Here is a 16016-nt window from a genome sequence, read left to right on the forward strand (position 1 = left end):
CTTCAAAGATAATAAAGAGCTTAACCTTTTGTTTCGTTCTGTATTAACGAATCGTCAACACATCGATAGTTGGGCGATATAAGCGAAACGGTAAGCCGCGAGTACCGATACCGCTACTGACAAATACTTGCGCACTGCCATGCTGATATAAGCCGCGTTTACTGAATTTATTGTTAAAAGTGCTAAAGACGGTTTGGCTATTTTCATCAGTAGCTGCCGATCGGCGTTGTTCGCGGGTTAGCGCTTGTGACTTCGCTTTCTTGGCCGCGCCTGCTATTAGTAGCGGCCTTGGCTGTAAGCCATTCGGCAGATCGGTGATACTATCGAAGCGTGAGGCTAAGATAACTACCGGTTGCTGTGCTCGTCTGATCTCTTCACAAAGCTCAGCTTTATTAGCGGTTACGATAACCTCTTGGCTAAGCTGTTTTTTGCTCATCTCTGTTTTACTAGGGATTTTGTCATCTAGCAATCGAGTAGCGTCGTGTTTTTTAACTTTATGGTAACAATCTAAAGGCACTTCTGTCTCTGTGGCGACTTCCTGCATTTTATTGACCTCAGCGCTGGCTTGTTTGGTAGCCTGATTCGGCAAGTCTTGCCAGCCACATAGCATAGCTAGACTCGCTTCAGCGCCGACTGTTCTTTGCTTTTGATCAAGGGTTGTGCTTTGGGTCGGTAGCGGCCAGCACTGCTGACCTATATAGGTAACGTCCAAGACATCAAAAGCGCTCGCTAAGGTATCTTCTAATAAAGGCTTACCTTGCTTAGTGGTATTCATCGACTGATAACGTAGATCTGAGATGCTCATGACGGTATAAATGGGCTTATTGACCCCTTTAAATAACATCATCTGCCCTACTAAGTCAGCGCCTGGATAATATAGCCAGTCGCCGGTAATCAACACTGCATCTACCGATAACTCATTGATAGTGGTAATCAGCTTACGGATGTGCCGGGGCTTACCGCTATACAGACCAATACGTAGATCCGCCAACACCGCTACTGTCAAAGGCTTATCTAGACTCAAGTCAATCTCTTGATGATGCAGGCGCAGACGATTGGGCTGTACCACCACGGTATAAAAGTACAGACCCATAGCGACTAGAATAAATAAAACGGCTGAAGTCGTTAACCCCATCAGCTTTGGGGTCAAACCATAAGTCCAACCGACTACCGTGAGCACCGCCCAAAACGGCATAGTGTAAGCGGCATAATACAATATCAGCTTTAGCCAAATAGCGACAAAGCGCTTGGTAGGATTGGCGTTAAAGGTTTGTAGCCAAGACCACAGCACTATATACGCTAGCAGTACTACCGCCGTCGTTGTCGTCAAAGTGGTGATTAAAGGCTCAGTCATGGTTACCTATCTATGAGGCGCACTAAAATTACGCGCTCCTTTTATAAAATCGGTCATTATAAAAGGCTATAACGGTGATAAACAAGCCCTATTCTATACGCAGACCGATAATAGCGGGAATACCTTGACGCACAACCTCGATAGTCACTACGCCTTGCTTAGGGAGTGATGAGATAGCGCTAGTAAAGTCGGTCACCGTCTTAATCGGCTTTTGGTGCAGATTAGTAACGATATCACCAGCCATAATACCAGATCGCGCGGCTAAGCCAGTAGGATCAACGGCGGTCACTAAGACGCCAACCTTACTCTCTGAGGCAAACTGTGCTTGCTCATCGGTGGTCAAGTCACGTAGACGCAGGCCTAGTTGCACTTCATTGTTCTGCTTATCACGGCTCTGCGCTTGCACATCACCTGGCGCACGGCTGAGCTTGCCGGTCAACATCAAGCGCTTACCTTCACGCTGGATTTGGACTTGAAAAGGATCATCTGGACGCGCGCGGTTCAGTAAGTTCAGTAAATCATCGGCGCGTATAATCTGCACCTTATTGTACTGCAAGATAATATCGCCCGTTTTGAGTCCGGCTCTTTGCGCCGGTGAGTCCGGTGAGACTCGCGTTAATAGTGCACCTTGTGGCCGCGATAACTTATAAACTTCTGCTAAGTTGCGATCGATATCCTGCGGATAAATACCTAAATAAGCACGAGTCACCTCGCCATTAGTTTTGAGCTGCTCATAGATATCCATCGCCGCATTCATCGGAATAGAGAACGACAGCCCCATGTAGCCGCCAGTACCACTAAAGATACGCGAGTTGATACCGATGACCTCTCCGCGTTGATTGAAGAGCGGTCCACCGGAGTTACCGGGGTTGAGCGCTACATCCGTCTGAATAAACGGCACGCTAGTCTCTCGCGAAAAGCTGCGCGACTTGGCACTAACGATACCCGCTGAAGCAGAGTAGTCAAACCCAAAGGGCGAGCCTATTGCCAGTACAGGCTCACCCACTTTTAACAAATTGGAGTTGCCAATACTTAAAGCAGGAAACTGACTGCCCATGACTTTTAAGACGGCAACATCTGAGCGCTCATCACTACCCACTAACACCGCATCTAATTCAGTACGATCATTGAGAGTCACAGTAATCTTATCGGCACCCTCAACGACGTGATGATTGGTCAGCATATAACCATCTGCAGTGACAAAAAACCCTGTACCATAGGCGTTTTCGATAGCGGGTGTGGGCGGCCGGTCTGGGAGACGCACGCGATCACCAAAGAACTGACGTAGCAGCTCAGCCGTCTGCGCTTGGGCCAGCTCCTCATCACTAATATTGGTCGTCACATTGACCCGAGCCACCCCTGGTGTCACTTGCTGTACTAAATCTGAGAAGTCCGTACTAGCAACCGCGGCTTGGGCAGGAGTAACCATCAAAGGACTCATAGTAGCAGCGCCGACCCCTATCGCTACGGCCAGTAAGCTGCGCTGCCACCAATATTTGAGGTTATAATCGGCCATTTGCCCCTGCATATCCTTCCCCTTATGCTAACTTTATATTATTATTTGCGGTTTTTATGCTCAATATCAACTTATTGGCATGAAAACTACTATTAGTATGAGGTAATTTTAACGTTAATAACAGTGTCGTCTAAGTCTCATCTGAGTATTATCTGTCAGTCTCTTGCTGAGTCATCATTCTAGTTGCCTAGGCCATAAGTGCTTTTGTGACTAATGAATGACCGTCAGCTTAGTAGCGTGCTGATACAACTGAAATAAAATCATGCTATTATGATAAACCGAATACTATTTATAGCAAACAAAAGTCAGCTTTTATCCTTTGATATTTGCTACGGGCACCATAGATGTGCCTTACTACAATAAATGTCCTGCTGTCAGTCCTTAATCAAAAGCTCTTACATTGAAACGGTCTGAACCGGCTTTTTAGTTTTCTATAATAGCTAGTATCGAATGAATAATATTGATCACCCCATTATCCCTGCCGTTATTTTAGTGTCCCTCTGTTCTATTGTTTGTAATCATTATTTTGTATTTTATGACTAGGGCGTGTTGATTGTGGTCAGGCTAAAATTTAACTTTAAAATAAAACCTCATTAGCGCTTTATAGCATTATTAAACCGACGCTAATCTGTGATGTGTGACAGGTTTACAAAAAGGATTAATTTATGGATACCGCCCTATTACTATCTGGCGTAGTTGGCGTCGGCATTGCCGCCCAATGGCTAGCTTGGTATTTAAAGCAACCGTCCATTTTGTTTTTATTATTAATTGGCATTATCGTTGGACCTATCCTTGGTATTTTCGATCCTGATTTGGTGCTAGGCGAGCTGATGTTTCCCTTTATCTCTTTGGGGGTCGCCATCATTCTATTTGAAGGCTCTTTGACCTTAGAGTTTGATGAAATCAAGCAGCATGGTACGGTCGTACAGATGCTAGTGTCGGTTGGCGTGCTTATTACTATCGCCATCGTTGCGCTCTCGACCTATCTGCTATTCGATGTCGATCCGCTGATTGCTTTACTGTTCGGGGCGCTCGTTTGTGTGACAGGGCCGACAGTGATTATGCCGCTATTGCGCAGTGTCCGTCCTAATAAGACCATCTCCAACATTCTAAAGTGGGAAGGCATCATTATCGACCCTATCGGCGCCATCGCTGTAGTCTTGGTCTATGAATATATAATCTCAGGCGGACAAGCCAGCAGTATTCTCCTCTTCGCCAAAATCGTCGTGCTGGCTACTGCTTTAGGTCTGATAGGGGCTTGGGTATTGGCTTTCTTAATGCGTCGCCATATGATACCCGAGTTTTTGCGCAACGTCTTTACGTTAGCCTTTGTATTGGTGCTGTTCTCGATCTCAAACCATCTAGAGCATGAGTCTGGGCTGCTGACGGTGACTGTCTTAGGAGTAGCTCTCGCCAACTGGCCAAAATTCCCACGCGATACCATATTAGAGTTCAATGAGTCGCTGACGGTACTGCTAATATCGGTGCTATTTATTATCCTCGCTGCCCGTGTTGAGCTCTCAAGTCTGCTCAACGTCGGTTTTGCAGGCTTAGTGTTACTAGCGATTGTGATGCTAGTTGCGCGGCCACTTTCGGTTTGGGCTTCCTCTATTGGCTCTAACTTAAAGACCAATGAAAAGCTGATGATCAGCTGGATTGGTCCGCGCGGTATCGTCGCTGCTGCTATCTCCTCCTTATTTGCCATTCGTCTGCAAGAGTATGATATCCAAGGCGTTGAGCTCTTAGTGCCATTAGTGTTTATGGTAATCATCGGTACGGTGATGATTCAGGGCTTAGGAGCCAAATTCGTTGGGAATCTATTGGGCGTGCGTGAGCCTGAGACCAATGGTATCTTGATTGTCGGCTCCAACCCCATTGCGCTGCTTGTAGCGACATCGCTAAAAGAGCAAGGCTTCGATGTCATCGTCGCTCATAACAACTATACTAATATTGCTAAGGCGCGTATGAGCGGGCTGCGTACTTATTTTGGTAACCCCATCTCAGATCACGCCGATCGTCATCTCGATCTCATCGGTATCGGTCGCCTATTCGCCATGAGTATGGATAAAGAGATGAACACCCTATCTGAGATTCATTATCGCCATGAATTCGGTGAGCGTAAGCTGTATCGTCTCAAGTTCAGCGAAGAAAAAGTCAAAAGCGAGCGCGATGACAAGCAATCTAATTTTAGCTCGCAGTGGCTGTTTGGCAAAGACGTCACTTATACTAAGCTTGCTAGCATGATCTCCAAAAAAGCCAAGATTAAGATCACCAACATCACTGATAGCTATAATTATGAGCAGTATAAAGCCGATAATAAGCAATTTGTACCGCTCTATACTATCGATAAAGAAGGCAAGCTGCACGTCATCACTGACAAGTTCGATGGTAATGTACCGCGTGATCGCAAGCTTATTGCTTTAGTCGTTGATGATGGTATCAAACCAAAACCTGTGGACGTCACCGCCAAGCAAGAACAAGCTCGCGCCGCAGCTGATGCAGACTTTGAGGCCAACTACAAAGCGCCTGAAAAGCGTAAAGAAAAAGAGTTAGTAGAAGACGTGGCTAGCGATACTGAAATAGAAGCTGCTGATAAAGAAGCGAGTACTACCGATGCTAAAGAAGGTGCTCACAATGCTAGCAGCAATGAGCAAAGCAGCGCCTCTCAAGTCGATGATAAAGTCTCTAAAGCGGACCATACTGCTGATAACACCACTGTAAAACCGACGACATCAGCTATAGAGGACACAGCAGTTAAGAGTGTCAAGTCGAATAATACTAAAGCCGCGACCAAGACTAACACAGGTACCAACGTCAGCGGACAGGCGCCAAAGACTAAATCAGGCTCGCTCGATCCCAATCGTCTGCCTGACAGTAAAGATAGCAGCAGTAATAGCACTGATAATACTCCTGAGAACAATAATTCTGAGAAGAGTAGTTCTGAGAAGAGTAGTTCTGAGAAGAGTAGCACTGATAAATAGCTATTATTGAACCTATCATTCGCTAAAGCTTGTACAAAAAACGCCAACTCACTGATGTGAGTTGGCGTTTTTATTGAGACACTGCCTAAGAAAACCCTGATAGAAACTATTAGTCTAAATCAAAGCGAGCTTGCACAGTTTGCCAAACACGCATACCGACTTCATCGCTGCGACCGCTAGCATCGATACGCTCAATCCGCTCAGGGTGCTGCATAGCTAGCATACTAAACCCGTGATGAACACGAGTAAAAAACGCCGTGGCCTGCTGCTCAAAGCGATCAGCCGCGCTACGTTTGCCGGCGCGGGCCATGCCTTCTAACACAGGCAAATCCAGCCATAGCGTCAGCTCAGGTAGAGGCGCGATAAACTGAGCGATCAGAGTATCAATTTTTGCTAATACTTGCTGATCCCCATCGGCGCGGCCATAGCCTTGATAAGCAATAGTGGAGTCAGTGAAGCGATCGCAAATCACCCAAGTACCGCACTGCAGAGCCGGCAAGATAACTTGCTGGAGATGATCGCAGCGCGCGGCGAATAATAGCAGTAGCTCGGTATCGTCGTTGATATCAGTCGCCGGATCGAGCAATATCTCGCGTAGACGCTCAGCAAAAGGGCTACCACCCGGCTCACGAGTACGTATGTAGTCAATACCTACTGACTGCAAACGCTGGCATAAGCCTTCAATAGCGGTAGTCTTGCCAACGCCTTCTGTACCTTCAAAACTAATAAACCGACCTACTGTTGTTGTCACATTATTCCTTAAATCATACTAAGCCAATTTGTATGCTTATTTGAGCTTGATTAAAAGCGATTATTACTCACCAGGTGGGGTTTGTGATTTTTTCTCACGCATTACCTTGAGATACTCTTGCACTGCTTTATTATGCTCGCTCAAGCTATTGGTAAATTTGTGCCCACCGTTGCCCGTCGCTACAAAATACAGTGCCTCGCTATCCGCAGGATGCAAAGTCGCTTCGATAGAGGCTGGCGACGGCAAAGAGATTGGCGTCGGCGGTAAACCGTCGATTTGATAGGTGTTATAGCTCGTCTTTTCATCGATATCTTGACGGCGGATATTGCCATCGTAGCGGCTACCCATACCATAAATAATCGTTGGATCGGTTTGCAGGCGCATGCTTTGTTTCAGGCGATTATTGAACACCGCAGATACGAGCGGGCGCTCATCGGCTACGCTGGTTTCTTTTTCGATGATAGAAGCCATAATCAGCGCTTGATAAGGGCTGTCATAAGGCAGATCTGACGCGCGATTCTCCCATGCCTCAGTCAATGCCTGCTGCTGACGCTTATACAAATCGGTCAAGACTTGGGTGTCGGTTGCGCCTTCCCCGTAATAATAAGTGTCTGGGGTAAACCAGCCTTCAAGATTGTAGTTGACGATAGGATCGTCGCTCGTCGTCACCGACTCTGGCAGTATCCCAGCCAAGTCTAATGCTTTGGCGATACTGGCATTATCTGTACCCTCGACTAGCACTTCTTTGACGATACCTTCATTGTCTCGCAAGTTCTGATACAGATCGCTTGCCGTCTTACCCTCGATGACTTGTACTTTGACCATCGCCACTTTTGCGCCTTGACCAAATATATGCAGAGCTTCTGCAATCGTTGGGTTCTCAGGCAACGGATAGATACCGGCGTGCAGCGGCGCATCGACTTGCGACTTGATGTAGAGTTTGGCAATACTGGCGGAGAACAGTGGGATTTGTTGTTGCCACTGCGGTAGTAAGCCATAATAAGTATCGCCCTGCTCGATAGTGACTTTTTGCGCCGGCTGAGTGATACGGCCAAATAGCGTCTGATACACCATCACTAATAAAAAAGCGGCAATCAGCCCGAGCACTAACAATATCTGATAGCCGCGCTGCATAAAAAACGATGGATTGTCTTTTTTATAACGCCGCGGTTTACTACTGCCACTAATCAGCGACACATCGGTGGCTGGCGCTTTGTTCAGCTCATCAGTAGCGTCACGCCCAGAGGTTGGCTCTACGCGTGAAGAGTCGACTATCTCAGCATTCGGCTCAGCAGAAGCGCTATCATTAGGCTTATTATTAGGGTTTTCGGGGGTCGGCGTGCTCATGGCACCTCAAAGGGCAGAAGTTTGCTAGAATTTAGCACTGAACCGTAAGCTTTTCAATGGTATTTGCTTAGCTTGTGAATTATCTTAGAGTTTGCAGGACGATATTTAGCTTAATAACAACTATTCCGTCAATTATATTTCAATGAAGACTTCTCACTATGTATCTAAACTTTGATCAGAATCTTGCCAAAAACTACAAATCTGGACCGCAAATTATTCGTGTATTAAGTGAGGCATGGGTAAAGGACAATGGTTACTGTCCCAACTGCGGTATTCAACCATTAGCTGATTTTGCCAACAATCAACCTGTGGCTGACTTTTACTGCGGTAGTTGTAGTGAACAATTTGAGCTAAAAAGTAAAAAGGCTAAGCTCAGTCAAATCATCAATGATGGCGCTTATGAGACTATGCTTGCGCGTATCAAGAGCGACGTTAATCCCAGTTTTTTCTTTTTGACCTACTCGCCAGAGTTTACGGTCAATAACTTTTTAATTATTCCCAAGCAGTTTTTTAAACCTGAAACCATAATCAAGCGTAAGCCTTTAGCTGCCACTGCCAAACGCGCAGGTTGGGTCGGCTGTAATATTGATTTGCGCCAAGTGCCTGAGTCGGGCAAAGTATTTTTAGTAAAAAATCAAAATGTCATTGCGCGCGATACCGTCACACAGCAATTTCAAAAAACCCTATTTTTACGTGAGCAGTCGTTGGACTCGCGCGGTTGGACACTAGATGTTTGGCAGTGCATTGACAGACTTGATGACAAATTTAATTTAAAACAGGTCTATGCTTTTACAGATGAATTACAGGGTAAGCACCCTGATAATAATCATATTAAGGACAAAATTCGCCAGCAACTACAAGTGCTACGGGACAAAGGGTTTATTGATTTTTTAGGACGTGGTTATTATAGGAAGTCATATTAATTCTTATAATTATCCCAAAGAGGTAGGTTTTTTATCGCTAATAAATGGTTATGATACTTATATGGTAGGTAGTCTTTTTCCAACTCATCATTAACTGGAAAAAAGGTAGCAGGATTACCATTCACATAGTTATGAGGTCTATTGTTAACATATTTATTCCACTGCCATAATAAAGCTAATAGTGTCCCAGCAGGTTTTGTAAAGGCTTGCCTGCTAATAGTCATCGCACACATTACGAATTCATCGTGATAAGTTTTATCTAATTCCTTTTCTAGCACTTCTTTCCTAGTATGCGCGTATTTGAAAACTCCACCGTAAGCGACATATTTATTATTTCTCTCAAAATATATAACGCTGAAAGCAAGCTTTGTCTTAGAATTTAAATACACGATCTCATCAGGACGTTTTCTAGCCTTACGGCAAATGTTGCTAAAAACTATTAATCGACGGATTTGTAATGGAATTCTTTCATCTTCATAGATTGAGCGCATTAGATATCATCCTCTGTTAAAAACACTAGCATTGATCGATTAACGTCAATGCACAATCGTTATTAACAAAAGACGATCACTTCTCTGTTATCGCTTTTGCTAGGATCACAAGCACAATATCTAGCAAAATCGAGTATAGTTATGACAAACGAAAAGAAATTGAAAACTTATCAAATAGAGATAATCGAAACGATGAGCGCACTTGTCGAAGTAGTCGCGGAAGATGGTGCGTCTGCAATTTCGCAAGCCAATGACAAGTATAGGAACGAGGATATTGTGTTATATCCTGATAATGGACTTGATACGCAATTTGTTATTTTTGCAGTGGAATAAGCGATTAATTAAACTCAACCACCTGCCCCGACAGCAAGGTTAAAGTGGAAACAGGCATGACACCGCGCACCGCATTACAAAAGAACATTTGGCTAATTTGTGGCAAATCATTATCAGCTAGTGACATCATAATCACCGGATTTTCAGTCTCAGCTAAGCTATCGATAAGCACTTGGCGCATGACCCCAGCCACGCCCGATTGCGTCATTGGCGGCGTGTACCATTGGCCATCAGTGAGATAGTTTTTATTCTTGTTAACATCCTCTTGCTCACCACTGCTCGTAGTATGAGAGCCGGACAACTGATAGAAGACATTGCTCATCACACCCTCGACCCACTGCCCGCTCATATCCCGCACTAATCCCTCACCTATTCCGGTATCAGGACTTTTCGCCTTAATCTGCTCAAGCTCGCCACTAGCTAGCACATTATCAAGACGATTTAGCGATTTTAGTCCGGCCAAAGTAGGCGGCAGTACAGAGATTTGTGAAGTCAGACAAACGGCGCGGCTAGGCGCTTGCTGAATAACAGGGTCGCCATTTGGGAGCAGTAAGGTGTCGTGAGAGCTAGCCATTTTGTGCAAGGCGCTTTGATAAGTCGCACTTTGCCGCTCGCTAGGCATAAGCTTGAGCCAAATCTCGCAAGCGTGACCGCCTGCATCCGCGGCAAAGCCATAACCGCGCAGCGACTGGGTAGCGCGAGTGACGATGACCTTCATAACCCCTTGCTGGAGCTGCTGAGCATAAGCTTTTAGGCTAGAGAGTAAGTTTGGCTTAGGGAGAACGAGCTGTAGCGCAGAGGCATGACTCTCTAGCCGCTGCCAGTGATAATCCGCCCATACAATCTCGCCATCAAGCACCGCCATAGTAGTAAAAAAACCATCGCCATAAGCCAAGCCGCGATTGTCTAATGGCAACCCAGCTGATGGCAAGGGGTCTGACAGCCCGGCTCTCGATGATATGCTTGGCTCAGCGCTATTTGGTTGCGGGTGTATAGCGTACCAGCCGCCCTGTAGGCTATGGTTGTAAGCGTTATAAGTACTGTCACTATCGTCGATACTCACCGCTTAGCTTTCACTCGTTTGCGCCTTTGACTTATTGAAGATAATCATACAGCTATAGAACTCACATTTGGCAAGCTCAATGGTTTGACCGCCCGCGGTTTTATTTTTGACGATTTGACCGTTGAGTATATCAGCTAGCACTCGGCCGCCCTCATCGCCCATCAACTGACGGGCTAGTGTATAGGCTTTTTGCGCGTGCGCCTTACTGAGCTCTTTTTCTTTTTCCGTGTCGGTAGGATTGGCGTAATACCAGCCCAGCTCTAGATACTTCTGCGAGTCGATAACATCTAGATACGGCTCATCAGCTTGCATAAAGCGGTATTTGGTCGCCGGATTACTGGCATAATCAAGGCTGTTTTTGTCAGTGGTGACGACCTTACCAAAGGTCGATTGAATATCATCTAGCTCATCGATACTGACCGGCTCGACCGCTGTGCTGCCCCAACTCGACATATCGTAGCTGACGGGGGTTCCTTGATTAGCAACTGCGCCATCGAGATCGGCGGCATCCGTTGAGTTGCTAGCAGCTTCGGTCGCGACCTCCTCAGTGGTTGTCGACACCTCGGCCTCGCTCTCCGCGCCTTGGTTTGAGTCATTACAAGCGCTCAAAGAGAGGCCGGCTATCATTAGCATACTGACCATCAAAGGGTGAAGGCTTTTTTTCTGCATGGGCAATTTACTCATTTTATCTAAAATATTGAATGTAGAGTCGTCAGACCGGCTTGATATAAATAGGATTTTAGCAAAACTTTAATGCTGATAGTTTACCCAACTGCTTCAGCCTTGACTAGCCTTTAGGTTACCGATAACAATACGAGCGAGTACAGATTTGTTAACGGTATTGTTGTTTTATGACGGCTTGCAACGCCAGTTTGTTAAAGATTTGCCTATCGCTTATGATACTTTAACGCTAAGAGCTACCTTAACCTCAACAGTAGAAACAGAAATAGAAGCCTCTCAAACTCGCTTAACAGGATTTTAGCAATGACTCAGCATTTCATCGTTATCGGCAACCCCATTAGCCACAGTAAATCACCGCAGATTCATCAGACCTTTGCCGCTCAAACCGATATCGATATTCGCTATCAGCGCCAGTATTGTCCAGATAATGAAGCTAGCTTTATCGCGGTAGTCGAGGCTTTTTTTAATGGTGGCGGCGTCGGCGCTAATGTCACCGTACCCTTTAAACAAATCGCTTTTACTCACTGTCAGGCGCAAGGAGGCTTATCCGAACACGCCCGCGTGGCAGGTGCAGTCAATACCTTATTGACAAAAGGCGGTGCGGTTTATGGTGATAACACCGATGGTCAAGGCTTAGTCAATCACATCACTAGCTTAGGATGGCCACTGAAAGAGGCGCGCGTGGCGATTATTGGGGCAGGCGGCGCAGCGCGCGGCGTGGTACTGCCTCTCATTCAAGCGGGTATCGCGTCCTTAACGATTGCCAATCGCACTTTAAGTAAAGCGCAGACGCTAGTCACTGAGCTTAGCGCGGCAAGCCAAACGATTGAGAAGCAGGCTATTGAGACTTGTACGACGGCGGAGCTGACTGGCGAGTTTGACTTGATAATTAATGCCACTTCCATCGGTCTGACCCAAGATATCCTACCGATAGCCGATAGTCTTAACACTCACTATGCTTACGATATGATGTATGGGCGCGCCCTGCCCTTCTTGCAGCACTTTGCACAGCGCGGCGCACAGGTATCTGATGGTTACGGTATGCTTATCAATCAAGCAGCGCTAAGCTTTGAGCATTGGACCGGACAGGCCGCAGATATCGCGGCAGCAACAAAAGACTTGCCAGCGCCATCGGCATAAAGTGTTTTAGCATACTAGGATATCTTAGATACCAAAACGCTCTAATAGCCAGCGCTCCAGGCGATTTAGAGGTGCGCGCAGCTTTGCAGATTGCATCGCCATACCGCCAACCAGGCCTATGAGACAGCCCAGCGCGGTATCTAGCATACGTGCTTGAATGACTTCTTGATAGAGCTGCTGCGAGGGCGGTAGGCCACTGCCGTATTCGGCGATAAATACAGTTAATGGCGTGATAAAGATCACCGCAAGGCCATAATGGCGATCGACTAAGGACTCAATACACAGCATCAGCACAAAAATAGCGGCAGCGACTTGCCATAATGTCAGATGCCAAGACAGCATCCATGCCGCTACCCCCATGCCTATCAGCGTGCCTAGTAGACGATGGAACTGCTTAATCCACATCGTACGTAGATGAATGCCTTGAATAATAATAAAGCAGCTCACCGCCGCCCAATACGGATAGGGCATCGCCAGCACTAACGCGAGGGATAAAGAGAGACTGACAAAACCGGCCACCATGATACTTTCACTGATTGTCTCCGGCTGATAGCTTTGCGCTGGCAGATCAGTGCGCTCGCGTGTTGCCAATAACCACAACGAATAGAGCAGCGCCATAATGAGCGCAAAACCGCTACCAAGCATCACGAGGCCAGTCGCTGCAATAATTTGTGTCAAAGGCACGGGGATAAATAAGGCGATAGCGGTAGACATCATCACAAACAGTCCTGCCGGCGGGGGCTGGTGGTAATAGCGCCCAAATACCACAATAGCAAAAGCTACTAACGCAAACACAGGAATCTTAATGAAAGGCAGCTGCTGAGCGATAAGTCCTAACGCAAAACATAAAGACATCGCAAAGCCCCAAGCCATCACCGTCACCAAACGCTGAGGCAAGCTTCCTATAAAGGGTAAGTTAAGTATAATCATCGCTCCAAGCGAAGCTTTGATCCCTGCAGATAGAGCGTCAAAATAAGCGCCAACAAATACCGGAAAGCTAATCGCGATAGCAGCGATAATGGGCATATGCCAAGGTCGACGGCTTTGATTAACGGTCATTAAATGCTCAATCTCACCAGTAATCAAACGCCTGATAGTCGCCAATAGCCGCTGAAAAAAGCGGTAGTAAACGTTGCGACTGTGCTTTGCTGACATAAATAAAAACCCTGAATTACTCTTACCTTTCGGCAATCTCGTGACTCTAATGCTGTAAGAACTATATTATATTTTACGGGTGCTCTAAGCCTTTATTTTTTGTTGCTATCAATTCAGTTCAACTCAGTTTGTATAATAACTAATAGTAATAATATACAATATATAATATGAATATTAGTTATCAATGGTATATTTGTGGCCGCAGACTCTTTATACTGGGTTTATCATAACTGTCATAGCAACACCCCTTTATAGTCAAGATATAAAAAATTATCTTATTCCTATATTAGCCTTACCATAAATTTTATAGTCAGCTACCGATGAAGATCTAACCGTCTATTATCGTTTGTTGTCTCAACTTGTCGAAGAGAGCCCCTATGTTAACTTACAAAGCCCCTTTACGTGATATTAAGTTTTTGATAAATGATGTCTTTGATTTTCAGTCACATTACAAGACCCTAGACAATGGCGAAAATGCTGATCCTGAAACCGTCGATATGATCTTGCAAGGGATGGCTGATTTTGCTGAAAACATCTTATCCCCTATCTATCAGCCTGCTGACGAAGAAGGCTGTCATTTTGAAGATGGCGTCGTCACTACGCCTAAAGGCTTTAAAGAAGCTTACAACCAGTTTGTAGAAGGTGGCTGGCAAGGTATTTCATACCCAGAAGAATACGGCGGTATGAACCTGCCAATGTCGATCAACTTGATCAAAGCGGAAATCATCGGTACTGCCAACTGGCCGTGGTCTATGTATCCAGGCCTATCGACCGGCTGTATCAACACCATCATGCAGTATGGTACGGATGAGCAAAAAGAAACCTATATGCATAAGCTCGTCGAAGGCACTTGGTCAGGTACTATGTGCTTAACTGAGCCCCAGTGTGGTACCGATTTGGGCCAAGTAAAATCAAAAGCTATACCGCAAGAAGACGGTACTTATAAACTATCAGGTACTAAGATTTTCATCTCGAGCGGTGAGCATGATCTTACGGATAACATCGTCCATATCGTTCTTGCACGCCTACCGGATGCACCTGAAGGTACTCGCGGTATCTCACTATTTATCGTGCCAAAATTCTTACCAAACGCGGAAGGCGAAGCTGGCGAGCGTAACGGCGTCACTTGTGGCTCTATCGAACACAAAATGGGTATCAGCTCATCAGCGACTTGTGTCCTAAACTTCGACGGCGCAACGGGCTATCTCATCGGCGAGCCAAACAAAGGCCTAAAAGCCATGTTCACCTTTATGAACACCGCGCGTATCGGTACGGGTATCGAAGGCTTAGCGCATACTGAGCTGTCTTTCCAAAACGCCCTGCCGTATGCCAAAGAGCGCCGCTCTATGCGCACCTTATCAGGAACGAAAGATCCTGAAAAAGTCGCGGATGCTATTATCCATCACGCTGACGTGCGCCGTATGCTGCTTACCCAAAAAGCATTCGCTGAAGGGGGTCGCTCGATGATTTATCACTCAGCACGCTATGCCGACAAAATGTCACAAGGCGTGGCCAATGGGGATGATGCTGAGTTTGAGAAGTGGGATGATAAATTAGGCTTTTATACCCCAATCCTTAAAGGCTTCTTAACTGAGCTGGGTATCGAAGCGGCTAAGCACGGCCAGCAGGTTTACGGCGGTCACGGCTATATTAAAGAATGGGGCATGGAGCTTATCGCTCGTGATGCGCGTATCGCTACTATGTACGAAGGTACCACGGGCGTACAAGCACTAGACTTACTTGGCCGTAAAGTTATCTTGCAGTCGAAAGGTAAGATCATCCGCGACTACACCTCAAGCATTATGAAATGGTGCAGCGAGTATGCCCTTGATAAAGACATGCGTAAATTCGTTTGGGCTTTGACTAAGCTATGTGCTGAGTGGAACACCTTAACCGTACGCTTGATGCTGATGGCACGTAAAGATCGTGAAATCATCTCAGCCGCTTCAGAAGATTTCTTGATGTACTCAGGTTATGTGATGATGGGCTACCACTGGGCACGTATGGCGGCTGTCGCTTATGACAAGCTAGAAAACGGCGGCGTAGAAGCCCCAGAATTCTACCAAGCGAAGATTCAAACCGCTGAGTTCTATTTCGATAAGCTGTTACCACGTACCTCAGGCCACGCCGAAGGTATGGTTGCGCCAAGCGAGAGCATGACCGCAATGGATATCGAAAACTTTGCGTTTTTAGACTAAGATTTAGAGCGTTATAGTTAAAAACCAATTCATAAAATGAAAGTAATAGAAAAGCGTCTATGCATTAGGCGCTTTTTTTATGG

At 46.0% G+C, this 16016-nt stretch carries 14 protein-coding genes; 6 read left to right on the top strand and 8 right to left on the bottom strand.

Going from position 1 to position 16016, the window contains the following annotated elements; translation table 11 throughout:
- Positions 1–43: 43 nt before the first annotated feature.
- Both ACS8FD_RS03915 and ACS8FD_RS03920 read right to left on the bottom strand, forming a co-directional pair.
- On the bottom strand, positions 44–1354 hold the full coding sequence (locus ACS8FD_RS03915; RefSeq protein WP_439274555.1) for a hypothetical protein: 1311 nt from the start codon (positions 1352–1354) through the stop codon (positions 44–46).
- Positions 1355–1442: 88 nt separating this feature from the next.
- Entirely contained in the window at positions 1443–2882 is a 1440-nt protein-coding gene (locus tag ACS8FD_RS03920; RefSeq protein WP_439274556.1) for a Do family serine endopeptidase, read from the bottom strand.
- Between the two features lie 653 nt (positions 2883–3535).
- On the opposite strand from ACS8FD_RS03920, the gene ACS8FD_RS03925 reads away from it, so the two are divergent.
- On the top strand, positions 3536–5851 hold the full coding sequence (locus tag ACS8FD_RS03925) for a cation:proton antiporter (RefSeq protein ID WP_439274557.1): 2316 nt from the start codon (positions 3536–3538) through the stop codon (positions 5849–5851).
- 109 nt (positions 5852–5960) lie between these two features.
- On the opposite strand, the gene tmk is transcribed toward ACS8FD_RS03925, so the two are convergent.
- Both tmk and mltG read right to left on the bottom strand, forming a co-directional pair.
- The gene (gene tmk / locus ACS8FD_RS03930) at positions 5961–6602 is read right to left on the bottom strand and encodes a dTMP kinase (protein ID WP_439274558.1); all 642 of its coding nucleotides are present in this window, start codon (positions 6600–6602) and stop codon (positions 5961–5963) included.
- A gap of 63 nt (positions 6603–6665) precedes the next feature.
- On the bottom strand, positions 6666–7949 hold the full coding sequence (mltG, locus tag ACS8FD_RS03935) for an endolytic transglycosylase MltG (RefSeq protein ID WP_439274559.1): 1284 nt from the start codon (positions 7947–7949) through the stop codon (positions 6666–6668).
- A 158-nt stretch (positions 7950–8107) separates the two neighbouring features.
- Between mltG and ACS8FD_RS03940 the strand changes: the two genes are divergently transcribed.
- Positions 8108–8872, top strand: coding sequence for a DpnI domain-containing protein (locus tag ACS8FD_RS03940; RefSeq protein ID WP_439274560.1), 765 nt, complete (start codon positions 8108–8110; stop codon positions 8870–8872).
- Here ACS8FD_RS03940 and ACS8FD_RS03945 read toward each other — a convergent pair.
- The gene (locus tag ACS8FD_RS03945; RefSeq protein WP_439274561.1) at positions 8869–9363 is read right to left on the bottom strand and encodes a hypothetical protein; all 495 of its coding nucleotides are present in this window, start codon (positions 9361–9363) and stop codon (positions 8869–8871) included. The genes ACS8FD_RS03940 and ACS8FD_RS03945 overlap by 4 nt on opposite strands.
- Before the next feature lie 141 nt (positions 9364–9504).
- On the opposite strand from ACS8FD_RS03945, the gene ACS8FD_RS03950 reads away from it, so the two are divergent.
- On the top strand, positions 9505–9696 hold the full coding sequence (locus ACS8FD_RS03950; protein WP_439274562.1) for a DpnD/PcfM family protein: 192 nt from the start codon (positions 9505–9507) through the stop codon (positions 9694–9696).
- 4 nt (positions 9697–9700) lie between these two features.
- On the opposite strand, the gene ACS8FD_RS03955 is transcribed toward ACS8FD_RS03950, so the two are convergent.
- Together ACS8FD_RS03955 and ACS8FD_RS03960 are read right to left on the bottom strand one after the other, a co-directional pair.
- On the bottom strand, positions 9701–10759 hold the full coding sequence (locus tag ACS8FD_RS03955) for an aminotransferase class IV (protein ID WP_439274563.1): 1059 nt from the start codon (positions 10757–10759) through the stop codon (positions 9701–9703).
- Positions 10760–10762: 3 nt separating this feature from the next.
- Positions 10763–11443, bottom strand: a complete 681-nt coding sequence (locus ACS8FD_RS03960; protein WP_439274564.1) for a hypothetical protein — start codon at positions 11441–11443, stop codon at positions 10763–10765.
- Between the two features lie 145 nt (positions 11444–11588).
- On the opposite strand from ACS8FD_RS03960, the gene ACS8FD_RS03965 reads away from it, so the two are divergent.
- Both ACS8FD_RS03965 and aroE read left to right on the top strand, forming a co-directional pair.
- Positions 11589–11741 (top strand): hypothetical protein, encoded by a 153-nt coding sequence (locus tag ACS8FD_RS03965; protein ID WP_439274565.1) that lies wholly within the window; start codon positions 11589–11591, stop codon positions 11739–11741.
- Between the two features lie 2 nt (positions 11742–11743).
- Positions 11744–12580, top strand: coding sequence for a shikimate dehydrogenase (gene aroE / locus ACS8FD_RS03970; RefSeq protein WP_439274566.1), 837 nt, complete (start codon positions 11744–11746; stop codon positions 12578–12580).
- A gap of 24 nt (positions 12581–12604) precedes the next feature.
- On the opposite strand, the gene ACS8FD_RS03975 is transcribed toward aroE, so the two are convergent.
- Positions 12605–13735, bottom strand: coding sequence for an FUSC family protein (locus ACS8FD_RS03975; RefSeq protein WP_439274567.1), 1131 nt, complete (start codon positions 13733–13735; stop codon positions 12605–12607).
- A 377-nt stretch (positions 13736–14112) separates the two neighbouring features.
- Here ACS8FD_RS03975 and ACS8FD_RS03980 point away from each other — a divergent pair, with 377 nt between their 5' ends.
- A complete protein-coding gene (locus ACS8FD_RS03980; RefSeq protein WP_439274568.1) occupies positions 14113–15933 on the top strand; it encodes an acyl-CoA dehydrogenase C-terminal domain-containing protein in 1821 nt (606 codons plus the stop codon).
- The last annotated feature ends 83 nt before the right edge of the window (positions 15934–16016 follow it).

It is taken from the genome of Psychrobacter sp. 1U2 (genome assembly GCF_051847575.1).